This window comes from Candidatus Margulisiibacteriota bacterium, from assembly GCA_041650855.1.
Lineage (GTDB): Bacteria > Margulisbacteria > WOR-1 > O2-12-FULL-45-9 > XYB2-FULL-48-7 > JALOPZ01.
On record JBAZKJ010000002.1, the window covers coordinates 198545 to 221023 of the forward strand.

28 protein-coding genes and 1 tRNA gene are annotated in these 22479 nt (G+C 60.0%); 20 read left to right on the forward strand and 9 right to left on the reverse strand.

Features of this window, described 5'->3' with window-relative positions:
- The first annotated feature begins 4 nt into the window (after positions 1–4).
- Both WC529_05670 and hpt read left to right on the forward strand, forming a co-directional pair.
- Positions 5–601 carry an adenine deaminase C-terminal domain-containing protein gene (locus WC529_05670; protein MFA5113762.1) on the forward strand — a complete coding sequence of 199 codons (597 nt, stop codon included), beginning with the start codon at positions 5–7 and terminating at the stop codon, positions 599–601.
- Positions 598–1125 carry a hypoxanthine phosphoribosyltransferase gene (gene hpt, locus WC529_05675; protein ID MFA5113763.1) on the forward strand — a complete coding sequence of 176 codons (528 nt, stop codon included), beginning with the start codon at positions 598–600 and terminating at the stop codon, positions 1123–1125. The genes WC529_05670 and hpt overlap by 4 nt, the downstream gene beginning before the upstream one ends.
- Before the next feature lie 3 nt (positions 1126–1128).
- On the opposite strand, the gene WC529_05680 is transcribed toward hpt, so the two are convergent.
- The 3 genes from WC529_05680 to WC529_05690 are packed head-to-tail and all read right to left on the reverse strand — an operon-like array spanning position 1129 to position 3099.
- A complete protein-coding gene (locus WC529_05680; protein MFA5113764.1) occupies positions 1129–2019 on the reverse strand; it encodes an LCP family protein in 891 nt (296 codons plus the stop codon).
- 1 nt (position 2020) lies between these two features.
- Complete coding sequence (locus WC529_05685; protein MFA5113765.1) at positions 2021–2680, reverse strand: SagB/ThcOx family dehydrogenase; 660 nt, start codon at positions 2678–2680, stop codon at positions 2021–2023.
- A gap of 59 nt (positions 2681–2739) precedes the next feature.
- Positions 2740–3099 (reverse strand): single-stranded DNA-binding protein, encoded by a 360-nt coding sequence (locus WC529_05690; protein ID MFA5113766.1) that lies wholly within the window; start codon positions 3097–3099, stop codon positions 2740–2742.
- A 109-nt stretch (positions 3100–3208) separates the two neighbouring features.
- Between WC529_05690 and amrB the strand changes: the two genes are divergently transcribed.
- Entirely contained in the window at positions 3209–4624 is a 1416-nt protein-coding gene (amrB, locus tag WC529_05695; GenBank protein MFA5113767.1) for an AmmeMemoRadiSam system protein B, read from the forward strand.
- Here amrB and WC529_05700 read toward each other — a convergent pair.
- A complete protein-coding gene (locus WC529_05700; GenBank protein ID MFA5113768.1) occupies positions 4585–5010 on the reverse strand; it encodes a YkgJ family cysteine cluster protein in 426 nt (141 codons plus the stop codon). The two genes, amrB and WC529_05700, sit on opposite strands and share 40 nt — an antisense overlap.
- A 34-nt stretch (positions 5011–5044) precedes the next feature.
- Here WC529_05700 and WC529_05705 point away from each other — a divergent pair, with 34 nt between their 5' ends.
- The 11 genes from WC529_05705 to nifU all read left to right on the forward strand — a co-directional run bounded on the left by WC529_05705 (position 5045) and on the right by nifU (position 13483).
- On the forward strand, positions 5045–6202 hold the full coding sequence (locus WC529_05705; GenBank protein ID MFA5113769.1) for a permease: 1158 nt from the start codon (positions 5045–5047) through the stop codon (positions 6200–6202).
- Positions 6203–6237: 35 nt separating this feature from the next.
- A complete protein-coding gene (locus WC529_05710; protein ID MFA5113770.1) occupies positions 6238–6579 on the forward strand; it encodes a hypothetical protein in 342 nt (113 codons plus the stop codon).
- Positions 6580–6713: 134 nt separating this feature from the next.
- Positions 6714–7115, forward strand: a complete 402-nt coding sequence (locus tag WC529_05715; protein ID MFA5113771.1) for an Rrf2 family transcriptional regulator — start codon at positions 6714–6716, stop codon at positions 7113–7115.
- A 4-nt stretch (positions 7116–7119) separates the two neighbouring features.
- Entirely contained in the window at positions 7120–7419 is a 300-nt protein-coding gene (nrdD, locus tag WC529_05720) for an anaerobic ribonucleoside-triphosphate reductase (protein MFA5113772.1), read from the forward strand.
- Between the two features lie 605 nt (positions 7420–8024).
- The gene (locus WC529_05725) at positions 8025–8471 is read left to right on the forward strand and encodes an RrF2 family transcriptional regulator (GenBank protein ID MFA5113773.1); all 447 of its coding nucleotides are present in this window, start codon (positions 8025–8027) and stop codon (positions 8469–8471) included.
- A 37-nt stretch (positions 8472–8508) separates the two neighbouring features.
- Positions 8509–9432, forward strand: coding sequence for a cysteine synthase A (gene cysK, locus WC529_05730; protein ID MFA5113774.1), 924 nt, complete (start codon positions 8509–8511; stop codon positions 9430–9432).
- Positions 9433–9447: 15 nt separating this feature from the next.
- A complete protein-coding gene (locus tag WC529_05735) occupies positions 9448–10662 on the forward strand; it encodes a homocysteine biosynthesis protein (protein ID MFA5113775.1) in 1215 nt (404 codons plus the stop codon).
- A gap of 1 nt (position 10663) precedes the next feature.
- The gene (locus WC529_05740; protein ID MFA5113776.1) at positions 10664–11074 is read left to right on the forward strand and encodes an NIL domain-containing protein; all 411 of its coding nucleotides are present in this window, start codon (positions 10664–10666) and stop codon (positions 11072–11074) included.
- The gene (gene larE / locus WC529_05745; protein ID MFA5113777.1) at positions 11075–11875 is read left to right on the forward strand and encodes an ATP-dependent sacrificial sulfur transferase LarE; all 801 of its coding nucleotides are present in this window, start codon (positions 11075–11077) and stop codon (positions 11873–11875) included.
- Positions 11865–13055, forward strand: a complete 1191-nt coding sequence (gene nifS / locus WC529_05750) for a cysteine desulfurase NifS (GenBank protein ID MFA5113778.1) — start codon at positions 11865–11867, stop codon at positions 13053–13055. Before larE ends, nifS begins: the two co-directional genes overlap by 11 nt.
- Positions 13052–13483 (forward strand): Fe-S cluster assembly scaffold protein NifU, encoded by a 432-nt coding sequence (nifU, locus tag WC529_05755; GenBank protein ID MFA5113779.1) that lies wholly within the window; start codon positions 13052–13054, stop codon positions 13481–13483. Before nifS ends, nifU begins: the two co-directional genes overlap by 4 nt.
- Here nifU and WC529_05760 read toward each other — a convergent pair.
- Both WC529_05760 and WC529_05765 read right to left on the reverse strand, forming a co-directional pair.
- Complete coding sequence (locus WC529_05760; GenBank protein ID MFA5113780.1) at positions 13480–14805, reverse strand: hypothetical protein; 1326 nt, start codon at positions 14803–14805, stop codon at positions 13480–13482. The genes nifU and WC529_05760 overlap by 4 nt on opposite strands.
- Positions 14802–15446: a class I SAM-dependent methyltransferase gene (locus tag WC529_05765; GenBank protein ID MFA5113781.1), complete on the reverse strand. Its 645-nt coding sequence runs from the start codon at positions 15444–15446 to the stop codon at positions 14802–14804. The genes WC529_05760 and WC529_05765 overlap by 4 nt, the downstream gene beginning before the upstream one ends.
- A 21-nt stretch (positions 15447–15467) precedes the next feature.
- Here WC529_05765 and mnmA point away from each other — a divergent pair, with 21 nt between their 5' ends.
- Together mnmA and nadA are read left to right on the forward strand one after the other, a co-directional pair.
- Positions 15468–16532, forward strand: a complete 1065-nt coding sequence (gene mnmA / locus WC529_05770; GenBank protein ID MFA5113782.1) for a tRNA 2-thiouridine(34) synthase MnmA — start codon at positions 15468–15470, stop codon at positions 16530–16532.
- Positions 16504–17418 (forward strand): quinolinate synthase NadA, encoded by a 915-nt coding sequence (gene nadA, locus WC529_05775; GenBank protein MFA5113783.1) that lies wholly within the window; start codon positions 16504–16506, stop codon positions 17416–17418. The genes mnmA and nadA overlap by 29 nt, the downstream gene beginning before the upstream one ends.
- Here the strand turns inward: nadA and WC529_05780 are convergent.
- The 3 genes from WC529_05780 to WC529_05790 are packed head-to-tail and all read right to left on the reverse strand — an operon-like array spanning position 17395 to position 19423.
- A complete protein-coding gene (locus WC529_05780; GenBank protein ID MFA5113784.1) occupies positions 17395–18126 on the reverse strand; it encodes a hypothetical protein in 732 nt (243 codons plus the stop codon). The genes nadA and WC529_05780 overlap by 24 nt on opposite strands.
- Positions 18127–18170: 44 nt before the next feature.
- Complete coding sequence (locus WC529_05785; protein MFA5113785.1) at positions 18171–18938, reverse strand: hypothetical protein; 768 nt, start codon at positions 18936–18938, stop codon at positions 18171–18173.
- Between the two features lie 53 nt (positions 18939–18991).
- Positions 18992–19423, reverse strand: coding sequence for a response regulator (locus WC529_05790; protein MFA5113786.1), 432 nt, complete (start codon positions 19421–19423; stop codon positions 18992–18994).
- Between the two features lie 94 nt (positions 19424–19517).
- On the opposite strand from WC529_05790, the gene WC529_05795 reads away from it, so the two are divergent.
- The 4 genes from WC529_05795 to folP all read left to right on the forward strand — a co-directional run bounded on the left by WC529_05795 (position 19518) and on the right by folP (position 22469).
- Positions 19518–19591 (forward strand) — tRNA-Met (locus WC529_05795).
- 22 nt (positions 19592–19613) lie between these two features.
- Complete coding sequence (locus tag WC529_05800) at positions 19614–19925, forward strand: hypothetical protein (protein ID MFA5113787.1); 312 nt, start codon at positions 19614–19616, stop codon at positions 19923–19925.
- Complete coding sequence (gene tilS, locus WC529_05805) at positions 19912–21291, forward strand: tRNA lysidine(34) synthetase TilS (GenBank protein ID MFA5113788.1); 1380 nt, start codon at positions 19912–19914, stop codon at positions 21289–21291. The genes WC529_05800 and tilS overlap by 14 nt, the downstream gene beginning before the upstream one ends.
- Positions 21288–22469, forward strand: coding sequence for a dihydropteroate synthase (gene folP, locus WC529_05810; GenBank protein ID MFA5113789.1), 1182 nt, complete (start codon positions 21288–21290; stop codon positions 22467–22469). The genes tilS and folP overlap by 4 nt, the downstream gene beginning before the upstream one ends.
- Positions 22470–22479: the final 10 nt, after the last annotated feature.

Below are 22479 nucleotides of genomic sequence, written 5' to 3' on the forward strand. Positions count from 1 at the left end.
AACAATGAAGCCCGGCAAGTGCCAGATCAAATATTTTGAGGTCGACGAGCTCCGCCTGACGAAAACGGGGAAGTACGCCAAGGTGATCGAGCTCGCGCCCGGTTCGCTCTTTACCCGCAACGCGGTCGTCAAATACACCGGGGTCGACCTGGAACGGGATATCCTGAAAGCGGTGGCGGTCGAATGCGTCAAGGGGAGCGGGGAGATCGGGATCGGCTTCCTGAAAGGTTTCGGCCTGACCCGGGGGGCGGTCGCCACCACGCTGACGCAAGGACGCGGCAGCATTATCGCGGTCGGCAAGAGCGACGAGGACATCGCCTCGGCGATCAGGCGGGTGGCGGCGCTCGGGCAGGGGGCGGCGGTCGTCAGCGGCGGGATGACCATGGCCGAGCTTTCCCTTTCGCCGGCCGAACATTTAAGCAACGAAGCGGTCGACCAGACGACCGCGCTCTATAAATCGCTCGAACAGCTCGGCTGCCGGCTGGCCGATCCGCTCGCCGTTCTCGCTTTACTGACGGTCACCTCCATCCCCGAGCTTCGGTTAACGCCGACCGGCCTGTACGACCCGGGCAAACCGGGGAACGTCCCGCTTTTTGAATGAAAGAACGGCCCAAAAGCCTGATCTCCGCCCGCCGGCTCAAACAGCGCGTCGCCGCTCTTAGTAGAAAGATCAACGCCGACTACCGCGGCAAAGAGCTGGTCCTGATCGGCGTAATGAAAGGGTCGTTCGTTTTCCTGGCCGACCTGGTTCGCGGCCTCACCGGGCCGGTCACGCTCGACCTGGTCCAGGTTTCCAGCTACGGCGCTTCGACCTATTCCTCCGGCGTCATCAAGATCAAGAAGGACATCGATCTGCCGATCGTCGGCAAAGAGGTGCTGATCGTCGAGGACGTCGTCGATTACGGCTACACGCTGGATTACCTGGTCCGCTTCCTGAAGCACAAAAAACCGCGCTCGGTCCGGATCTGCGCCCTGCTGGACAAGCCGGCGCGGCGCCGGGTCCGGGTGCCGCTCGCTTACAAGGGTTTTACGGTGCCGGACCGTTTCATCGTCGGCTACGGGTTAGACTTCCAGGAAAAATTCCGCGAGCTCCCCTATATCGGCTGGCTGCCGGCCGGGCGCTGAGCGTCAGAAGTTAGCGCGGATATACTGCTGCAATCCCCGTTTATCCAGCAAGAGGATCGCGCCGGCGCCCGGATCGGAGGCCGATTCGGCGGTGGGGGTGAACGAGTGGATCTCCCGCAGCGAGATCATCCGGGCGAAATTGGCCAGCCGGATCGTTTTGAGCAGCGGCAGGTCGGTCTGCACGTAGCGCATGGCCAGGGTAAAGCCGACCGGCGCTTTCACCAGATTTTGCGGCTTGGTGAACGAGTGAAAAAGGATCTCCATGAACTGCTGCTGGCGGCCGATCCGGCCGATGTCGCCCAGCGCGTCGTGCCGGAAACGGATAAAGCCTTCCGCCTCCTTGCCCGAGAGCTTGTGCTCCCCCTTCTTCAGGTTAATATAGAGGTTCTGCGCCCGGTCGACGTAATACATGTCCTTGTCGATCGTGACGTCGATGCCGCCGAGCAGGTCGACCAGTTTGACCGCCGCGAAGGTGTTCACCTTGAGGTAGTAATCGATGTTGACGCCGGTCAGCCGCTCGACCGTGCTCTTGATCAGCTCGGTCCCGCCGAAGACGTTGGCGGCGTTGATCTTTTGCCAGCCGTAACCGGCGATCTCGACAAAGCTGTCGCGCGGGATGGAGACCAGGTCGATCCGGTAGCGGACCGGGTCGACGTGGAGCAGGAGGATGGTGTCGGTCCGGCCGTTGGTCTGCATGATCGGTTCGCCGGACCGCCCGTCAAAGGTGATGTCGGTCCCGAGCACCAGGATATTGGTCGGCCGGCGGGTGACGCCGATCCGCAGGAAACGGGGGATCAGCCGCGGGGCGAAGATATTGGCGTAAAAATAGGCGATGCCGCAGAACAGGGTCAGCAGGGCGAGCAGCCGGAGCCAATCCGGTCGTTTGCGGCGCATCTTACGTGCCGGACTTGTAGTAGCCGATCGGGATGACGTAGAAGGGATCTTGCGTTTCGGGGAGCTCCAGCGCTTTGGCGACCACGTCGTCCCAGAAAGCGCCGATCGGCACGGAGACCAGCCCCAGGGCGACCGCCTGCAGCTGGACGTTCTCGGCGACGTGGCCGATCTCCATGCTCATGTAGCGGTAGGCGCGCTGGCCGTACTTCGCTTCGCAGATCCGGAAATTGCCGGCCACCACCATGACCAGCGGCGCTTCCGCGATGTAGCCCTGGCCCAGGGAAGCCCGCACCAGGGAAGCCCGCTTGTCTTCGGTCGAGACCTCGACCAGCTTATGGCCGTCGGGGACGTACTGGAAGACGCCGTCCTTTTTCAGGACGTAGATGGTCAGCGGGTAGAGGGCGCCGGAAGAAGGGGCGGTGCGGAAGCCCCAGCTCTTTTCCGTGATCCCCTGGGCCGACCAGAGGAGCTGGGAGATCTGTTCCAGGGTCAGGTCGTTGGGGAGGAACGACCGTTCGGAGCGGCGGCGCAGGAGCGCCTCTTCCACGGTCATTTTTCCGAGGACTTTCGGTTCGGGGAGCTTGAGCTGTTTGCGCGCGGCGCCGGCCAGATCGGCGGCCAGGCAGAGCAGCAGGAGCGGGACGACCAGCTTTTTCAGCATGGACAGATTATAACAAAAAGAGCCGCCCCGGACAATGGTGATCGTCCGGGGCCAGCCGCTCAGATCTCGATCGGTTCCTCATCCGCCCGGTTCTTGGCTTTAGTCGCGGCGTTGTAGAACTTGTTGTCGAGCATCTGCATTTCGTCGATCACCACTTCGGTCGACGTCCGCTTTTGGCCGCTTTTGCTCTGGTAGCTGCGGATCTGCAGCCGCCCTTCCACGGCGACCAATTTCCCCTTTTTCAGGTACTCGCCGCAGATCTTGGCAAGCCCGCCGAAAGCGACGCAGTTGATGAACTCGGCGTTGTCGCTGCCGTTCCGGTTGATCGCCAGCCGGAAATGCGTGACCGCCAGTTCATTACTGGTAAAACGGACCTCCGGGTCGGCTACCAGCCGCCCGGCCAGGATCGACCTGTTCAATCCTCCCATTCGTCTCACCTCCTCTGCGCGAGTTACAGCAAGGTTATTGCCACGCTCGCCAAGGCTGAAGTGTCGGGATTTTCGACAGTAAGTGCTATAATTTCGTCAGATGAAAAGGGTCATTTGGGCGGTCTGCGCGGTCCTGCTCGCGGCGGCGGCGGAAGCGGCCACTTGCCAGCCGCAGGCAGCCGGTTCTTTCTATCCGGCCGACCGGGACGAGCTTGCTTACCAGGTCGGCAACCTGCTGGCCAAAGCGCCGGTCCGGAAAACGGCGGGGGAGGTTATCGCCCTGATCGTGCCGCACGCCGGGTATCCCTATTCGGGCCAGATCGCGGCCGCCGCTTACAGGCAGGTCGCGGGCGGCGGTTACGACCGGGTAATACTGATCGGGCAGAGCCATAAATTGTCTTTTCCGGAGATCGCCGTGCCGCAATTTGACGAATTTGCCACGCCGCTCGGCGCGCTCCCGGTCGATCGCGAGTTCCGGGCGAAACTGCTCAAGCTGAGCGACCGGATCAAGCTCAATGACGCCCCGTTCGCCGCGGGCGATAACGCGCTGGAGACCCAGCTTCCTTTTATCCAGACGATCTTGCCTTCCGCCGAGATCGTCCCGCTCTTTTTCGGCAGCCTGTCGCTGGCCAACTGCCAGGCGCTGGCCTACGCTCTGAGCTATCTGGTCGATGACCGGACCTTGCTGGTGGTCAGCACCGACTGGTCGCATTATTATCCCGATTACCTGGCGCGGAAAATGGACCGGCAAGGGCTGCAGGCGGTCGTGGCGGGGAGCCTGGAAGCTTTTCTCAGCCGGCTGGCGCACGGCGATACCGAAGCGTGCGGCGCCCCGGGCGTGATCACCGCCCTGTTGCTGGCCCCGGCGCTGGGCGTGAACCGGATCGAATTATTGAAATACGGGCAGGGCGGCGAGCCGAATAAGGTCGTCGGCTACGCGGCGGTCGGCTTTTTCCGCGCCGAGACCGGGTTAGCGGCCGGCGACCGGCAGAAACTGCTGAGGATCGCCCGCCGGAGCGTCGCGGCCAGGGTCGCCGGGAAAAAGCTGCCGCAGTTCGCCCCGCCGGAGGCGAGCTTGAACGAGCCGCGCGGGGCGTTCGTGACCGTGCGCGACGAGGAGCGGAAGCAGCGCGGCTGCATCGGTTTTGTCCGGTCGGCCGACCCGTTATTTATGACGGTTCAGGCGGCGGCGGTGGCAGCCGCGACCGCGGACGACCGTTACCCGCCGCTCAGGGAAGAAGAGTTGTCGGCTGTTACGCTGGAGATCTCCGTCCTCTCCCGCCTGAGGCTGATCAAGTCGCCGGGCGAGGTTTTGATCGGCCGCGACGGCCTGTATCTTGTTAAAGGGGAAGATTCCGGCGTCCTCTTACCGCAAGTGGCGGTCGAGCAGGGGTGGGACGCCGCCGAGTTCCTTAAACAGGTTTGCCTCAAGGCCGGTCTGCCGGAAGACGCCTGGCAGGACGGCGCGGCGCGCCTCTACCGTTTTTCCGCCGAAGTTTTCTCCGAACGGGAATAGGCGCTGAAGCCGCAGCCGGGGAGGAACTTCGGTTTCTCAAAATAATCGACCAGCGGATAGTTGCGGCAGACGTTCGCCCGCCAGCGGTAATTGCCGCAGCGGCCGTCGGCGGCCTGGTGCCGGCAGCTGAAGACGAGCGAACAGTGCTCCCGGTCGACTTCGAGCAGCTGAAAGCCGAACAGCCAGGAGATCCAGCGGACCGAGAGGTCGGTAAAGAAGCGGCTGTTGATCTGGGCCGGGGTCATGGTCAGGATGATCTGCCGGCAGCAATTGCCGCACTGGCGGCATTGCCCGGCCAGCTTATACCTGGTCGGAAAAAGCCGCTTGGCCAGGTTAGTCAGAAAGTTATCCAGGATAACAAAAGCGAGCACGAACCGGCGGATCATTGATTAATTATAGCAGGAGAGGTAAAATGCCGCCATGGCAGTCGATCCGATCTGCGGGATGCAGGTTGACGAAAAGAAGAGCTTAAAGCTTTCCTGGCAGGGGAAAGACTATTTTTTCTGCTCCGAACGTTGCCGCCAGAAGTTCATTCAGCAAAATAAGATCACCGAACCTTGCCCCTCCTGTGCTGTCCCGGTTCCCGGCACCCCCTGGTGGCAGAACAAAATAGTCCTTTTGGCGTTCGTCTACGCGATCATTATCGTCGCCGGCCTGCTTAACCGCTCCGTGGCGCCGCTCAAAGATTCCCTATTAATGTATGTCGGGACGATCGCCTGGCCGATCTTGATCGGCCTGTTGATCGGCGGAGTGATCGACTGGCTGGTGCCGGGCGAGTATATTTCCAGCCTGCTGGCCCGCAAAAAGAAACGGACGATCGTCTACGCGGTCATGACCGGCTTCCTGATGTCCGCCTGCAGCCACGGGATCCTGGCGCTGGCGATCCAGCTGCACAAGAAGGGGGCGTCGCCGCCGGCGGTCGTCGCCTTCCTGCTGGCCAGTCCGTGGGCGAACCTGCCGCTGACCATTTTAATGTTCGGCTTCTTTGGCTTGAAGGCTTTCGTGATCGTGCTGGGGGCGATCGTCATCGCCCTGATCACCGGTTACATCTTCATGTTTTTGGAGTCGCGCTCGCTGATCGAGCGCAACGCGAACACGATCGCGCTCGGCGAAGATTTCTCGATCTGGCAGGACGCGCGCCGGCGTTTGGCCAAAGTCCAGTTCCAGCCGCTGGCGGCTGTCCGGGGGATAACGGGAGGGATGATCTCCCTTGGCAACATGGTCCTCTGGTGGATCATGTTCGGCATGCTGCTGGCCAGCGTAGCGGCCACTTATATCCCGGCCGGGTTCATGCACCACTACATGGGGCCGACGCTGCTCGGCCTGCTGGTCACCCTGTTCCTGGCGACGATCATCGAGATCTGTTCCGAAGGCTCGGCGCCGCTCGCCTTCGAGCTTTACCGCCAGACCGGCGCGCTCGGCAACAGCTTCGTCTTTTTAATGGCCGGCGTGGTGACCGATTATACCGAGATCGGGCTGATCTGGCAGAACATCGGCTGGCGGACGGCGGTCTGGCTGCCGGTCATTGCTGTTCCCCAGGTCATGGTGCTGGCCGTTCTGATAAACTATTTCTTCTAATTTATTTTCATTAAACGGGGAGGTGAAATAATATGATGGGAGGCGGAATTGGCGCGATGTCGTGGCTGATATTATTGCTGTCGGTGGTCTGGGCTTTCGGTTTTGCCTATATTATCTGGGTTTTGGCGGCCAAGGAGAACGGCGGAATGAAGACCGCCGGCCAGGTGATGGCGGTCCTGATCGCTTTACTGACGATCGTGCTGTTGATCTACGGCGGCACCTGGGGGAGCAAGGCCCGGAACCGGATGATGCGGGGCGGCATGATGATGGAAGGAAGGCGCGGCGGGCAGATGGAAATGCCGTGCATGAAGTCGGACATGTCCGACAAGCAGAAGATGGATTGCATGATGAAGAAGATGGGGAAGGGGCGGAAATAACCGGCCCCTGGATCGCTCCTCGGAAAACCGCGAAAACCTTTCGCGGTTTTCTTTTGCCCAAAATCGGCCTTGACAAGCACGGTGGACGACCTATAATAGGACAAGAATAGTCTTATTAATGGGAGGGATGCGGAATGCTGATCAGCCGGAAAACGGATTACGCTTTGCGCTGTCTGGTCTATCTGGCCCAGCAGCCAGCAGGGGCCAGGGTCTCGACCGCCGAAGTCAGCCGTCGGCTGCGGATCTCCCGGGCGTTCCTGGCCAAGATCGTCCAGAGACTGGTCGGCGAGAAGATCGTTAAAACGGCCAAAGGCAAAGGGGGCGGTCTCTGGCTGGTCGATAAGGGCGTTGACCTGGCGGCCATTATTGCCCTGTTCGAGCCGGATTCGTGCCTGAATAAATGCTTAAGCCCAAAGTTCAACTGTTTTTTGGCTAAAGAATGCCCGATCCATCGATTCCTGGCCAAAACTCAGGGGGAGCTGCTGGCGAAGTTCGCCAAGGTGACCGTGGGAAAATTAGCGCAAAAGGGGAGGTGAGCAAATGACGTTAGAAGAACTGGACCGCTATCTTGATTCCCGGCCGCAGGTGCTCTGGCTGAAGGATGACGAGGGGAATTTCTATTTCCGCCACGAGCAGTTCGACGACGAGCAGGAAAAGGTCAAGGTTGAGCCGAAGGCGCTCAAGGAACTGACCGAGGCAAAACTTGACCAGGTCCTGACCGCCGGACGGAACGTGGAGCACATTACCCGGATCACCGGATATTTTTCCCGCGTCGAGGGGTGGAACAAGGGGAAGAAGGGGGAATTGGCCGATCGGGCCCGGACCGAGATCGCTAAATAATATATTGGCAAAAAAAGGGGGCCTCAGCTGAGGCCCCCTTCGCGTGACCGGAATTACTTACAGCATTTTGCCGGCCGCACGCAACATTTGCCCGTCGGACAGCACTTGGCGGCGCCATAAGAAGCCGCAGCCCCAAAAAGCGTCAGCACCAATAAACTGACAATTAATATTTTCATTTTATTCTCCTTTTGGCAATGGACGATCAGAAACCTAGGCCGGCAAAGGCTCCGGCGGACCTGTCGGGGGGTGGGCTTTTAAAGCCCTGCCCAGCAAGGTTTTGACGGTTGTCTCCGATAAAAAGCCGATAAGAGACTTTAATGGCGATCGAGTGGTCTCCGTCGCAACGGGAGGCAGGGGGAAGAGGGTGGGTGGCTGAAGGTCGTTTTCCCCGCCTAAAGCGCCCGGTTGGCAATGGGCGGCGCAGTAGCTGTCCGCTGCCGCCGAGTGGCGGCAATGGGCCGAATATGTCGGGCAAAATGGCCAGGTAAAAAGAGCGGCCAGCAAGGTCGCTATGGCTATTCGGCGCAAAAACCTGCTTGACATATTAAATAGTATGATCTATAATGTCTACTATGTCAATAGACAATAGGAGCGAGATTAATTAAATGCGTTTATCGACTAAAGTAAGGTACGGCGTCAGGTTGATGGTCGACCTGGCGGCAAACTATGGGAAAGGCTTGATCTTGTTAAAAGATATTGCCCGGCGCCAGGGCATTTCCCGGAAATACCTCTGGCAAGTAGTTGACGCGCTCAAGTCCGCCAACCTGGTCGTCTCCGGACGGGGGGTCAAAGGGGGATACCGGCTGGCAAAAGCGCCGGAAAAGATCAGTATCAGACAGATCGCCGCCGTCATGGGGGATTCATTGATACCGGTCGCTTGCCTGGAAGAGGCCGGTTCGTGCCGCCGCTCCGGGAAATGCGCCGCTCAGGATGTTTGGTGCGAATTGGGGAATAAAATGAACGCTTTCCTTGATGCCATCAGCTTGCAGGAGATGGTCCTGCGCCAGGCCAAGAAGCAGGGGAGCGTTACCGATTCCATGTATTATATCTAAGGTAAGCGAGGATATTCTGGTATAATTGGGGGATAAAATGAAAATAGCGAAAGATATAACTGAATTGACCGGCAAGACGCCGTTGGTCTACCTGAACAAGGTGACGGCCGGGAGCGGCGCTTTGATCGCCGCCAAGCTGGAGTCGTTCAATCCCTGCTCCAGCATCAAGGACCGGATCGGCGTCGCTTTAATTGACGCCGCGGAAAAAGCGGGCAAGGTCAAAAAAGATACCGTTATCATTGAGCCGACTTCGGGGAATACCGGCGTCGCTTTGGCCTTCGTCTGCGCCGCCCGCGGCTATAAACTTATTCTCACGATGCCGGAGACGATGAGCGTGGAGCGGCGTAATCTTCTAAAGGCGCTGGGCGCGGAGCTGGTCCTGACCGAGGGGGTCAGGGGGATGGCCGGAGCGATCGCCAAAGCGGCTGAGCTGGCCAAAGAGACCAGGAATTCTTTTATCCCCCAGCAATTCGAGAACCCGGCCAACCCGGAGGTCCACCGGCAAACCACTGCGCTGGAGATCTGGGCCGATACCGATGGCAAAGTCGATATTTTTGTCGCCGGGGTCGGCACCGGCGGTACGATCACCGGGGTCGGGGAAGTCTTGAAAAAGAAAAAGCCCTCCGTTCAGGTCGTTGCCGTCGAACCGGCCGATTCGCCGGTTTTATCGGGCGGTAAGCCCGGCCCGCACAAGCTCCAGGGGATCGGCGCCGGTTTTATTCCCGGCGTCCTTGATACCAAGATCTATGACGAGATCTTCCCGGTGACCAATGAGCAAGCGTTGACCATGGGGCGGCGTTTAGCCAAGGAAGAGGGGATCCTGGTCGGCATCTCTTCCGGGGCGGCGGTCCAGGCGGCGGTCGAGATCGCTAAACGGCCGGCCAATAAAGGGAAATTGATCGTGGTGGTGCTGCCTGATACCGGCGAACGGTATTTGAGCACGCCGCTGTTCCAAGAGTAAAAGGAGTTGAGTTAAATGGCCAAAACAATAGCCGAAATAAACGAAAAGATCAAAAAAGGGCAGGCAGTCGTCGTCACGGCCGAAGAGATCATTGAGATCGTGGCGCAAAAAGGGGCGGCACAGGCGGCGAAAGAGGTCGACGTCGTGACGACCGGCACTTTCGGCCCGATGTGCTCCTCCGGCGCCTACTTTAACTTCGGCCACACTAAGCCGAAGATCAAGGCGGGCGGCGGCAAGGCTTATTTGAACGACATCCCGGCTTACACCGGCTGGGCGGCGGTCGACCTGTACCTGGGCGCCACCGCGCTGCCCGACGACGATCCGCGCAACAAGATCCACCCCGGGGAGTTCGCTTACGGCGGGGCGCACGTGATCGAGGAGCTGGTCGCCGGCAAGGATGTTCGGCTGCAGATCGAGGCTTACGGGACAGATTGCTACCCGCGCAAGCACCTCGACAGCTGGCTCAACATCAAGGACCTCAACGAAGCGGTCCTCTTCAATACGCGGAACGCCTACCAGAACTATAACGTGGCGGTCAACCTGTCGGGTAAGACCATCTACACTTACCTCGGGACGCTTAAGCCGAATCTCGGCAACGCCAACTACTGCAGTGCCGGCCAGCTTTCACCGCTCCTCAACGATCCGTTCCTGAAAACGATCGGGATCGGGACCAGGATCTGGCTCGGCGGCGGCATCGGTTACGTCGCCTGGCAGGGGACGCAATTCAACCCGCACGCGCCGCGGCTGGAAAACGGGGTGCCGAAACGGCCGTCCCAGACGCTGGCGGTGATCGGCGACCTGAAAGGGATGAGCCCGAAATGGCTCAAAGGGGTCAGCTTTATCGGCTACGGCACGACGCTCAACGTCGGTATCGGCGTGCCGATCCCGCTCCTCAACGAAGAGATCGCCAAGTATGTCGCGGTCAGGGACGAGGATATCCAGTGCGCGGTCGTGGACTACAGCGAAGCGTATCCGCAGGGGAAGCCGGACGTCCTGGGTGAGGTCAATTACGCCCAGCTCAAGTCGGGCGAGATCGAGGTCAAGGGTAAAAAGGTCCCGACCGCCGGCATTTCCAGCTATAAGAACGCCCGGACCATCGCCGAAGAGCTGAAGCAGCAGATCAAAAAAGGCGCTTTCCTGCTGACCGAGAAGGTCGCCGACCTGCCGACCGGCCCCGATTCGCCCAAGTTCAAGCCGCTTAACGAGCGGCCGGTCAAGGAGGGGAACTAAAATGGCAACCCGCAAGATCGTCCTTAATTTTCCCAAAGAGAAGATTGACAAGCCGATCGTCTACAAACTGATCAAGGAGTTCGACCTCTCTTTCAATATCATGAAGGCCAGCATCACGCCCGACCAGGAAGGCCACATGGTGCTGGAATTGATCGGCGGCGCTCCCGACATCGAACAGGGGATCAAATTCCTGAAAGAGCAGGGGGTCAAGGTCGCGCCGCTCTCCAAGGATATCCGGGTCAACTGGGACGAGTGCGTCCAGTGCGGCGCCTGCGTTGCCATCTGCCCGACCGGGGCGCTTTACGTCAAGGACCGGCAGACGATGGAGGTCGGTTTTGATCCCGACAAATGCATCGCCTGCGAACTGTGCATCCGTCCGTGCCCGCCGCGCGCGATCGAAGTGCATTTCTAGATGCTGAAAGCGAAAGAACAAAAACTCCGGGATATTTTATCCTCGCTGGGCAAGGTGCTGGTCGCTTTTTCCGGCGGGGTGGACAGCACCTATCTGCTCTACGCGGCCAAACAGGCGCTGGGCCCGGCCAACGTGCTGGCGGTGATCGCCGAATCGCCGACCTACCCGGTGGCGGAGATCGAGGACGCGATCCGGGTGGCAGACGAGATCGGGATCAAGGTCAGGCAGATCAAGACCGCCGAGTTCACCGACGAGAATTTTGTGGCCAACGGCCGCGAGCGCTGTTACTACTGCAAGAAGGAACTGTTCGCCAAAATGAAGGCCCTGGCGGCGGAGCAGGCGATCGCCCAGGTCCTCGACGGTTCCAACGCCGACGACGTCAATGATTACCGGCCGGGCAACAAGGCGAAAGAGGAGTTCGGCGTCCGCAGCCCGCTGCTGGAAGCGGACCTGACCAAAGAAGAGATCAGGCGCCTCTCCCTTGATGCCGGCCTGCGGACCTGGGACAAACCGTCCATGGCCTGTTTGGCGTCGCGGATCCCCTACGGCACGCGGATCGACGAAGCGGTGCTGCAGATGGTCGGCGAAGGGGAAAAATATCTCCGCTCGCTCGGTTTTAACCAGCTCCGGGTCCGGCACCACGACAAGATCGCCCGGATCGAAGTGGACGCGGCCTCGCTGCCCAAGGTGATGGGCCAGGGGATGATCGACGGGATCGTCAAGAAGTTCGAAGCGCTCGGTTATACATATATTACGCTCGACTTGAAGGGCTACCGGCCGGGGAGCATGAATGAGCAATAGGACCTATCTCGATTACGCGGCGACGACGCCGGCCGATCCGGCGGTCGTCGCGGCCATGCAGCCGTATTTCAGCGAGAAGTACGGTAATCCGTCGTCGATCCACGCGTTCGGCCAGGAAACGCGGGCGGCGATCGAAAAAGCGCGCGGCCAGGTCGCGGCGCTGATCGCGGCCAAGCCGGAGGAGATCGTCTTTACTTCCGGCGGGACCGAAGCGGACAACCAGGCGCTCGAAGGGGTCTCTTTTGCCAACGACCAGCGCGGTAACCACATTATTATCTCCGCGATCGAGCACCACGCCGTTTCCGAATGTGCCGAGTTCCTGAAGAAACGGGGCTTTGCGCTTACTGTCGTACCGGTCGATCAGGACGGCTTGGTCAGTCCGGAAGCAGTTGCTAAAGCGATCACCCCCCAGACCATTTTAGTCTCGATCATGCAGGCTAATAACGAGATCGGGACGATCGAGCCGATCAAGGCGATCAGCGAAGCGATCAAGTCACGAGTCACGGGTCGCGAGTCACGGGTCTATTTTCATACCGATGCGGTGCAGACCGCGGGGCATTTGCCGATCAACGTCGACGAGCTCGGCGTCGACCTCCTGTCGATGTCGGCCCATAAGCTGTACGGCCCGAAAGGGGTCGGCGCGCTCTATATTCGCAAAGGGACCAGGTTGACCCCGTTCCTCCACGGCGGCGCCCAGGAGAACAACCGGCGCGCTTCGACCGAGAACGTGCCGGGGATCGTCGGGTTCGGCGCCGCGGCCGAGCTGGCCGGTAAAACTCTGGCGGCGGAGAACGCGAAACTGCTGCCGCTGCGGGATAAGCTGATCAAAGGGATTTTGGCGAAGATCCCCGACGTCCGGCTCAACGGGCATCCGACCGAGCGTCTGGCGAACAACGTCAACGTCAGTATCCGCTATATCGAAGGGGAATCGATGTTGTTGAGCTTGGACATGCTGGGGATCGCGGCCTCGTCCGGCTCGGCTTGCACCTCCGGTTCGCTCGATCCTTCCCACGTTCTCCTGGCGATCGGCCTGCCGCACGAGATCGCCCACGGCTCGCTCCGTTTTTCGCTCGGCAAGCAGACAACTGAGGCGGAGATCGACTACGTGCTGGAGCATTTGCCTAAGATCGTCGATAAACTGCGCAAGATGTCGCCGTTATATCCGGGAGGGAAAAAATGAGCCCCGAACCATACAGCAAAAAAGTGATGGACCATTTCCTGAACCCGCGCAATGTCGGGGAGATCGAGAACCCCGACGGCGTCGGGGAGGTCGGCAACCCGGTTTGCGGCGATATCATGAAGATGTTCATCAAGGTCAAGGATCACGTCATCACCGACGTCAAGTTCCAGACCTTCGGCTGCGGTTCGGCGATCGCCACCTCGTCGATGGCGACCGAGCTGATCAAGGGGAAGACGATCGACGAGGCGCTGAAGCTGACGAACAAGGCGGTGGCCGAAGCCCTGGACGGTCTGCCCAAAGTGAAGATGCACTGTTCGGTCCTGGCGGAAGAGGCGGTCCAGGCGGCGATCGACGATTATCTAAAGAAGACGACCGGCAAAGGTCTGCCCGGTTTTAAGCCGCACGCCGAACCGCTCCAGGAGCATTAAGCTCTTTCCAGGACCTTGGTCGAACAGCGGAGCGCGCCGAAGGCCCCCGCGATCTCTTTTATTCCAGCTATCCGGCGAACTTCAAAGCCCAGGCCGGCGTACGTTCTGGCTGCCAGATCGTCAAGCTCCGGCAGATCATAGACCGGCATGTAGACCCTTTTCCGGTCGGCAAAGATCTCGACCAGTACGTTGTTATAAGAAGCCCAGGGGACCAGCTCCGGCTCGCGCTCCAGTTTATTAAAGAATGGCACCCTGACGACCGTGAAGCCCTTCCATTTAAGCCAGTCGACAAAGCCGGCCATCTCCTCTTTTTTCAGCTGGAACCGGTCGGTCGGCGTGTCCTGAGAGCGATTAACGTGATCGTGAAAGCCTTGGCCGATCAGCCGGCCGCGCGTCTCATTGGCCAGCGTCGGGTCGGCCACCGCGACCAGGCCGCCGCCGAGCGGGGTAAAGAACATATCGAGGTCGCACTGGGCGGCGAGCGGCTGATCATACCCGGCAGCAAAAATGACCGGCTTGCCGGCGAATTGTTCGAGCGCCGCGCCCATACTGTTCGCGAAGAGCTGCAGCTCGCCGCTGATCCTGCCGGTCCTTTCAAAACGGGTCAGTGCTTTAAGCTTGGCCTTGTCGGTGATCAGGTGGTAAAAACCGGCTTTGCCGCGGTCTTCGCCGCCGGCCTCGTTGGCGTACATGTAAGGGATGCGGAGAGCGTTGAAGCCGAGGAAGACCTGTTCGTCGGCGGTGATGATATCGGCTCCCCGGATCAAGTCGAGCTCGGCGATCGGAGCCGGGCAAATAGTGAAGCCGAGCGCCGACAGATGTTCGAGCGCGAACCTCATCGTCGGCAGTCCTTCCGAGTCGAAAGAGTTGTCGGTCCGCGGCGTGCTTCCCCGGACCGAGATGTGCCGGTCGTTAAAGGCGTAGAGCCGGTCTTGGGCCCAGGTCCCCGTCTGGTATTCGGTCTCGAGCAAATTCAATTTTTCCGGAAACTCGGCTGCCAGCTCCCGCAAAGGGCGAGCGAGGTCCGCCTCGCCGCCGGCGGCGTGATAAGCGACGTTGACCCGCACGTCGGCGTCGGTTTGCCGCAAGATCGAAGTGATCCTGGGGAGATCGATCGTCTGGAGGCTGGCGACAACATCCGCGCGCCCTAATTGCTCCACCGCCAGGGCGGACAGAGAGGTCGTGCAGGAAAGGTAGAGCTGTTTGATCTTGCCGTGCGTGTCGGAGAGCAGCCCCCGACCGCGCAGCGTGTCGCGGCCGCGCAGGCGTGACAGGAGCGAGGCGGACGGGCGCTCCAGCGGCGTGGCCCCGGTGATCTTCATCCCTTGACCCCGTTCCGGACAAAAACAAAATGGCTCTTTTGCAGCCGGTCGGTTTCCAGATCAAAATCAAAGTTCATTTTCTGCAGGGTGTCCTGCAACGTGTCGCGGTCGACTGAGAAAAATACCGGATCTTCGGCCGCGGACTGGTAGTATTCCAGCGCGGGGAGGTCCAGGGCAAAGCCTTGCCTGGCTACCCGGGCAAAATCGGCCATGGTCCGCAGGACCAGGTTGAAATGATCGACCAGGCGGAGGGAAAAAACGCCGCTGGAGACGATATAGTCGTAGCTCTTGCTCGGGAAGTTGCGGAGCGAGCCGGCGATGGCGAACCGGCCGCGCGGGTATTTATACCGGGCGGCGCGGACCGTTTCCGGCATGATGTCGATCCCTTTATAATCGAGCGGCAAGTTGACCCGGGTCAAAAAACCATATAGGTCGCCCAGCCCGCAGCCGTAATCGATCAGCCGGGAGTGGGGCTTTACATCGCGGACCAGGATCCGGAAGCGTTCGATCTGGCTGTCCGGCCCGCGCCAGCCTAGCGCCTCCGGTTTTGCCGGCCCGTGCGTCTTCAGGAGATGCCGGTAGACATCCATCATCTGGGTCCGGTTCAGGCCGGAGTATGTTAACGGTCGGAAGGGAGTCATGTTATAATGATTTCCGGAGAAATGAGCGCAAATTTCAAGAAAAATAAGCAAAAAGTTCTGGTTGCCATGTCGGGCGGGGTCGACTCGTCCGTGGCGGCGGCGCTGCTGCAAGAGCAGGGATACGACCTGGTCGGGGCGACCATGTCGCTTTACTGCGGGAGCAAAGCGGCGGAGAGCGGCTGCTGTTCCCTTAATGCCGCCCGCGACGCGAAACTGATCGCCGACCGGCTCGGTTTTCCCCATTACACGGTCAACTTTAAGGACGACTTCCAGCGACTGGTCATTGACGACTTTATCAATGAGTACCGGCAGGGGAGAACGCCCAATCCTTGTATCCGCTGTAACCAGTTCATTAAGTTTGACCTGTTATTGCGCAAGGCGAGCGAGCTGGGCGCGGAGTTTATTGCGACCGGTCATTATGCTCGAATAGCTGGGAATAAGCTGTTGAAAGGGAAAGACGCGAAGAAGGACCAGTCATACGTGCTTTACCGGTTAACGCAGGAACAGTTGGCGCGGATTATTTTCCCGTTGGGAGAAATGACCAAGGCGGAGGTCAGGCGGAAGGCCAAAAGTCTGGGGCTCGAAGTCGCCGATAAACCCGAGAGCCAGGAGATCTGCTTTGTGGCAGATGACGATTACGGCCGGTTCATCCGCGAACGGGCGCCGGAACTGGTCAAACCGGGCGAGATCATCGACCGGGCCGGCAACGTCGTCGGCCGGCACGAGGGGATCGCTTTCTACACCATCGGCCAGCGGAAGGGGCTCGGCCATCACCGGGGGGCGCCCAAATATGTCGTCGGCCTCGACCGCGAAAGGAACGCGGTCATCATCGGCGATGATCCCGAGACTTTACGCAGCGAGCTCCAGGCCCGCGACCTTTCTTTCGTTGCCGGACACGGGCCGGGCGGACCGTTAGCGGTAACCGCCAAAATCCGTTATAATTCACCTGAAGCGGCGGCGAATTTGTCCCCTGACGGTAAAGTGCTGTTCCAGAAGCCGCAACGGGCGGTAACGCCGGGCCAATCGGTCGTTTTCTACCAGGGAGAAGAGGTCATCGGTGGCGGAATTATTAGCGAAGATCAATAAGCTTAAAGCGGAGCGGAACGCGGTCATTCTGGTCCACAACTACCAGCGGCCGGAGGTCCAGGATATCGCCGACTACCTCGGCGATTCGCTCGGGCTGTCGATCGCCGCGGCCAAAACCGACGCCAAGGTCATCGTTTTTTGCGGCGTCCATTTCATGGCGGAAACGGCCGCGATCATCTCGCCCGATAAAACGGTTCTGATGCCCGATGTTAAGGCCGGCTGTCCGATGGCCGACATGATTACCGTCGAGAAATTGCAAAACCTCAAACTGCAAAATCCCAATGTGCCGGTCGTCTGTTACGTCAATTCCAGCGCGGCGATCAAGGCGGAAGCGGATGTTTGCTGCACCTCGGCCAACGCGGTCAACGTCGTCGGGTCCCTGCCGGATAAGAAGATCGTTTTTGTCCCGGATAAGTTCCTGGGGTTGTTCGTGCAAAGCAAGCTGCCCGACAAGCAGCTCGTGCTCTTCGCCGGCTATTGCCCGACCCACGCCAAGATCCTGCCGGAGCATATCGCCCAGGCAAAGGCAGCTCATCCCGGCGCGCCGGTCCTGGTCCACCCGGAATGCCGGCCCGAGACGATCGCGGCGGCTGACGCGGCCTTGTCGACCGAAGGGATGGTCAGGTACGCCAAGGAGTCGCCGGCCAAAGAACTGTTGATCGGAACGGAAACGGACATGCTTTACCGCTTGCGGCGGGAGAATCCCGGCAAGAAATTCTATCCGGTGACCGAGCTGGCGGCTTGCCCCAATATGAAGTTGACCACGCTGGAAAAGGTCCTCTGGTCGCTGGAAGACATGAAGACCGAGGTTAAAGTTGCCCCGGACATTGCCGCCAAAGCGCGGACCGCGATCGAACGGATGCTAGCGATCGGCCGGCAGGACTGACGCCGGTAAGAACCGCTCGTTCCGGGCCGCGGCCGCTACCAGCAGATTGCTGCTATGTTGCGCCTGCCAGAGCGAAAGCTTAACCTCTTCGTCGGTAAAAGAGGTCAGCATTTGCGCCAGGTCAGACTTGCCGAACGGATCGTCGCGGACAAAGACCTTCCCCTGGTAGACCCGGTCGCGCAGCAGGCACCAGAGCGCGATCCCCAGCCGCTTAGTCAACTGCGGCGTCGAATGGTCGTTGATGAAAGCGGCGAGTTGTTCCGGCTTGGTCCGGTAGGCGGCGTTAAAGCTGGCGAACAGCTCTCCCGGTTCGTCGAACGGATGGCCGACCAGGTCGTTGACCGGCAGGTAGTTGGAATCATCGGCCAGCTCAAAGCGGTTTTCTCCCAGGGCCAGAACGAACAAGCGGCGGAACTGCTGGGTCAGGGCATGATCGTTCCTCACCCACTGGCTGTAGAGCAAGTGGCCCATTTCGTGGGCGACGACATGGTCGAGCAATTGGTCGTCGCGCCGCAGCGAGATCTGCATCGTCTGGAGAGCGTCGAAATACGAATCGGATCCGTCGATCATGGCCGGCGGGACGCCCTGGTAGTTGACCATCCGGTGCGCCAGGAGCGGCGCTTTTTGTTTGTCCTGGACCTCGTACGAATCGAGCAGGACCAGCCGCCAGAGGCCGTGGTCGGCATAGTTGTTCAGGTCGATCGTCATTTTAATGATCTGCGCCGCTCTCTGCCAGCCGCTAGCGGTCCAGTTCAGCAGCTCCTGACTGGAACAATTATCAAAGACGACGTCGAGCAGCCTGCTTCGTCCAGGGCAAAACGGACGATCGGGTTCAGGCCGGGCTCGGTCATGTTCACTTGCTTGATCGCGGGGAAGCCGCATTCCCGGCGCTTTTCCTTGAAGATCAGGTAAAGTGTTTTGGCTTCTTCTAAGTCGCTGTTCTCCGCCGGCAGGATAAAACGGACCGCCTCCGCGCCTTGTCCGATCAAGACTTTGACCGAATTTGTTTCCTTGTCCGTTTCCAAAACGGTCAAAGGGATATCCCGGGTCGTTGGCGATAACGGCTGAACATACCAGCCGAACATGGGCAGGGGAGTTAGCTTGTCGGCCGGGACGCCGGCCTTGCCGCCGACCGCCTTCATTATGGCTGAGTAGCAAAGGACGATCAGCTCCTGAAGGTCCCACGGCTTTTGCTCTTGACGGAAAAGGAGTTTGTCCATGGCAGTATCCTTGGCCGGCGCCAGGTAGAGCTTTCCCGGGGGGAGTACCAGGTCGACCCCTTGCAGCCCGGTCCTGGCGATCAGCGCCGCCGCAATTGCCTGCCGCTCCGTTTCCGGCTTATTCAGCAATGATTGGCCGAGCAGGTAGTCGAGATAAGGGGAATTAAGATCGATGGTAAAAGTAAATGGGTCTTGCAGTTCCGCCGGGATGGCAACGGCAGTTGGCGGCGCGCTTTTAATTGGTGCCGGTTGATCATTGGCCGATGTGGCCGGCCGGGTGGTAACTGCTCCGATACTCATAGGTTTTCTATGATATTATCGGCAAAAACCGGGGGAAATTTCGCTTAAATCAGCTAATGGATGGCTGCGAGGGAAGGGCCGCCTTCGCCGCCTTCGCGCCGGGCTGTTTTAGACCGCCGGCGGCGCAGGCCGCGCTCGACCAGTTCGTAGATCTCTTCCATCAGGAACGGTTTGCGCAGGTATTCCAGCGCGCCGAGCGTAATGGCGTTGGCGTGCGATGATTCGGTGGCGTAAGCGGTAACGATGATGAACTCGACGTCCTGGTCGATCTCCTTGACCTTTTTCAGGACCTCGAGGCCGTCCATGCCGGGGAGCTTCAGATCGCAGAAAACGACGTCGTACTGGCCTTTTTGCAGCTGGGCGAGGGCGGTGGGGCCGTCGGGGAAAGTGGCGACGTCGTAATCCTTGATCTTCAGGATCATTTTGAACGATTCCAAAACCGATGGTTCGTCGTCGATGACCATGATCCGTACGTTGTCTGCCAAGTTATTTCTCCCCCTTTACGGAGGCCATTGTAACACCACCCCGGGATTATTGCAATACAATTTTAGTTATGTTATCCTGATTTTACCGACCTGTGCCGGGGTAGCTCAGTTGGCTAGAGCGAGGGACTCATAAGCCCTAGGTCGCCAGTTCAATCCTGGCCCCCGGCATTCAATTAAGGCAAAAGTCAAAATGAAAAACTCAAAAACACTGGCGGTTTTGGCTTATTTTTGCTGGGTGCCGGCGCTGTACATTGTCCTGACCAGGCTGCGCAAGGACGAATACGTCGGTTTTCACGGCGGCCAGGCGCTGGTCCTCTGGACTCTGATCTTCGCCGGTTTTTTCGCGCTCCGTTTGCTGGTCAATCTGGTCTGGAGCGTGTTCTACATCCCCTATCTTGACCTGGTCGAGGTCCTGTTCGCCTTTGGCGCCTGGGGCTACGCGGTTTCCTGCTCGGTCCGCTGCGCCCAGGGCGAAATGTTCACGCTATATGGCCGCAATTAAAGAAAAATTCCTGGAAGCGATCAAAGAATACCGGATGTTCGAGCCGGGCGACACGGTGCTGGTGGCGGTTTCCGGCGGCGCCGATTCCACCGCGCTGCTCAATCTCCTGGCCGCCTGCCGGGAAGAGCTTCAGGTCCAGCTCCAGGTCGCCCACCTCAACCACCAGCTGCGCAAGGGCGACGCCGAGCTTGACGTTAAATACGTGGAAGGCCTGGCCCAAAAACTGCAGCTGCCGGTGATCGTCGAAACGGTCGACGTCGCCGCCCTGGCGGAAAAAGAGAAGCTGGGGACCGAAGAGGCGGCCCGCGTCGCCCGCTACGATTTCTTTGAGCGGGCGGCCGCGCGGATCGGCGCCCGGAAGATCGCGGTCGGCCACACCGCCGACGACAACATCGAGACTTTCCTGATGCGGCTGCTGCGCGGCGCCGGCCTCAAGGGGCTCTGCGGCATCCCGCCCAAACGGGGGAAGATCGTCCGGCCGCTGATCAAGGTCTGGCGCCGGGAGATCGAGGATTACGTCGGCGCCCTCAAGCTGGTGCCGCGGCGCGACCACACCAATTACGAGTCGAAATACATCCGCAATTCCGTCCGCCTCAAGCTGGTGCCGCAGCTCAAGATCTATAACCTCAACATCAAGGAGATCATCCTGCAGACGATCCTCCTGGTGACCGAAGACAACCTCTATCTGGAAAACAAAGCGGCGGAAAAGTTCGCCGAGCTGATGACCAGCCGGAAGGTCGGCGAGGTCAAGCTTGACCTGGCAAAGTTCAAAGCGGTGGAAGGGACCATCCAGCGCTACATTATCCGGCTGGCGATCGAAAAGGTCAAAGGCGACCTGGCCGAGCTGTCGTTCAACCATATCCGGGAGATCCTCGGGAAACTGGGCGAGACGGAAAAATGGGAGCTCCACCTGCCGGACAGCGTCTTCGCGATCGGCGAGCGCAACGTTCTGACGATCTGCCGGGAAAAACCGGTCGTGATCGAGACCAAGCCGTTCAAGTACCTCCTGTCCGTGCCCGGCGAGATCCGGATCGAGGAGGTCGGCCGGACGCTCCGGGGGAGCGTGGTCGACGCGATCGACAAGAACGCCGGGCCCGACGTCGCTTTTGTCGATTACAGCCTGCTGGGCAAGGAGATCGTGGTCCGCAACAAGCTGCTGGGCGACCGGTTCACGCCGCTCGGCGTCAAGGGGACGAAAAAGCTGCAGGATTTCTTCGTCGACGAAAAAGTGCCGGCCGAGGAGCGGGAGCGGGTCCCGATCGTCGAAAGCGTCGGCAAGATCATCTGGGTGGCGGGCAAGCGGCTGGACGACCGGGCCAAGGTCACCGACCGGACCAAGAAGATCGTTAAACTGGAACTGTTATGATCCCGCGCGTCGTAGAAAACGACCTGGTCCGGGAGATGGCGCGGGTCGGCTGCGGCCGCGACGGGCTGGAGATCATGCTGCCGAAGGCGGTTCACCGGGCCGTGAAACTGGCCGGCCTGCGGCCGATCGCGGCCAATATCATCAAACAGGAAATGCTCTCGTTCGGCGGCGACGCGGTCGTCGCCTACGGCTCGCTCGACCATTCCGTCAAGCTCACCGACGTCCTCCTGCTCGGCACCGAACGCCATCTCTGGCAATTGATCAATAAGCTGAAGGCGCACCAGTTCGGCCTGCCGCGGCTCGCGGACGAGATCGAGAGATCCCTGACTAACTACGAAGCGACCCCGCCGGCGCTGAAGGTCGGCAAGAAAACCTGGCGCTTCGGCGCCCGGACCTATGTCATGGGGATCCTGAACGTGACCCCCGATTCCTTTTCCGACGGCGGCCGCTACGCCGAGCCGGCGGCGGCCCTCGACCAGGCGGCGCGGCTGATCAAAGCTGGGGCGGACATCATCGATGTCGGCGGCGAATCGACCCGGCCGGGAGCGCGGCCGGTCCCGACCCGCGCCGAAATTGAACGCGTTGTGCCGGTGATCAAGGCGCTGGCCGGGAAAAAGATCGCCGTGTCGATCGACACGCGGAAGGCGGCCGTCGCCGCCGCCGCCCTCCGGGCCGGCGCGGTCATGGTCAACGATATTTCCGGCTTGCGGCACGATCGCCGGATGGCCGGCCTGATCGCCCGGAAAAAGGTTCCGGTCTGCCTCATGCACATGCAGGGGACGCCGCGCAACATGCAGAAAAAACCGGCGTATAGCGACCTGATGGGGGAGATCGTAAAATACCTGGCGGAAAGTCTTGCAATCGCGACAAATGCTGGTATACTACATGAGAAAATTATCCTGGATCCGGGGATCGGCTTCGGAAAAACGGTCGGGCACAACCTCGAAATCCTGCGCAAACTCAAGGAACTGAAGGTCCTCGGTTGTCCGCTCCTGGTCGGCCCGTCCCGCAAGGCGGTGATCGGGGCGGTTCTCGGTTTGCCGGTCGATGAGCGGGTAGAGGGGACGGCGGCGGCGGTAGCGGTTGCGATCGCAAGCGGAGCTGATATAATCAGGGTCCACGATGTTCAGGAAATGTCCCGGGTAGCCCGGATGACCGACGCGATCGTGCGATCTTAGGAGGCAATAG

Coding starts and splice junctions, on each gene's coding strand:
- WC529_05670 (MFA5113762.1), top strand. CDS start 5: ATGAAGCCCGGCAAGTGCCAGATCAAATATTTTGAGGTCGACGAGCTC.
- hpt (MFA5113763.1), top strand. CDS start 598: ATGAAAGAACGGCCCAAAAGCCTGATCTCCGCCCGCCGGCTCAAACAG.
- WC529_05680 (MFA5113764.1), bottom strand. CDS start 2,019: ATGCGCCGCAAACGACCGGATTGGCTCCGGCTGCTCGCCCTGCTGACC.
- WC529_05685 (MFA5113765.1), bottom strand. CDS start 2,680: ATGCTGAAAAAGCTGGTCGTCCCGCTCCTGCTGCTCTGCCTGGCCGCC.
- amrB (MFA5113767.1), top strand. CDS start 3,209: ATGAAAAGGGTCATTTGGGCGGTCTGCGCGGTCCTGCTCGCGGCGGCG.
- WC529_05700 (MFA5113768.1), bottom strand. CDS start 5,010: ATGATCCGCCGGTTCGTGCTCGCTTTTGTTATCCTGGATAACTTTCTG.
- WC529_05705 (MFA5113769.1), top strand. CDS start 5,045: ATGGCAGTCGATCCGATCTGCGGGATGCAGGTTGACGAAAAGAAGAGC.
- WC529_05710 (MFA5113770.1), top strand. CDS start 6,238: ATGGGAGGCGGAATTGGCGCGATGTCGTGGCTGATATTATTGCTGTCG.
- WC529_05715 (MFA5113771.1), top strand. CDS start 6,714: ATGCTGATCAGCCGGAAAACGGATTACGCTTTGCGCTGTCTGGTCTAT.
- nrdD (MFA5113772.1), top strand. CDS start 7,120: ATGACGTTAGAAGAACTGGACCGCTATCTTGATTCCCGGCCGCAGGTG.
- WC529_05725 (MFA5113773.1), top strand. CDS start 8,025: ATGCGTTTATCGACTAAAGTAAGGTACGGCGTCAGGTTGATGGTCGAC.
- cysK (MFA5113774.1), top strand. CDS start 8,509: ATGAAAATAGCGAAAGATATAACTGAATTGACCGGCAAGACGCCGTTG.
- WC529_05735 (MFA5113775.1), top strand. CDS start 9,448: ATGGCCAAAACAATAGCCGAAATAAACGAAAAGATCAAAAAAGGGCAG.
- WC529_05740 (MFA5113776.1), top strand. CDS start 10,664: ATGGCAACCCGCAAGATCGTCCTTAATTTTCCCAAAGAGAAGATTGAC.
- larE (MFA5113777.1), top strand. CDS start 11,075: ATGCTGAAAGCGAAAGAACAAAAACTCCGGGATATTTTATCCTCGCTG.
- nifS (MFA5113778.1), top strand. CDS start 11,865: ATGAGCAATAGGACCTATCTCGATTACGCGGCGACGACGCCGGCCGAT.
- nifU (MFA5113779.1), top strand. CDS start 13,052: ATGAGCCCCGAACCATACAGCAAAAAAGTGATGGACCATTTCCTGAAC.
- WC529_05760 (MFA5113780.1), bottom strand. CDS start 14,805: ATGAAGATCACCGGGGCCACGCCGCTGGAGCGCCCGTCCGCCTCGCTC.
- WC529_05765 (MFA5113781.1), bottom strand. CDS start 15,446: ATGACTCCCTTCCGACCGTTAACATACTCCGGCCTGAACCGGACCCAG.
- mnmA (MFA5113782.1), top strand. CDS start 15,468: ATGAGCGCAAATTTCAAGAAAAATAAGCAAAAAGTTCTGGTTGCCATG.
- WC529_05780 (MFA5113784.1), bottom strand. CDS start 18,126: ATGACGATCGACCTGAACAACTATGCCGACCACGGCCTCTGGCGGCTG.
- WC529_05785 (MFA5113785.1), bottom strand. CDS start 18,938: ATGAGTATCGGAGCAGTTACCACCCGGCCGGCCACATCGGCCAATGAT.
- WC529_05800 (MFA5113787.1), top strand. CDS start 19,614: ATGAAAAACTCAAAAACACTGGCGGTTTTGGCTTATTTTTGCTGGGTG.
- tilS (MFA5113788.1), top strand. CDS start 19,912: ATGGCCGCAATTAAAGAAAAATTCCTGGAAGCGATCAAAGAATACCGG.
- folP (MFA5113789.1), top strand. CDS start 21,288: ATGATCCCGCGCGTCGTAGAAAACGACCTGGTCCGGGAGATGGCGCGG.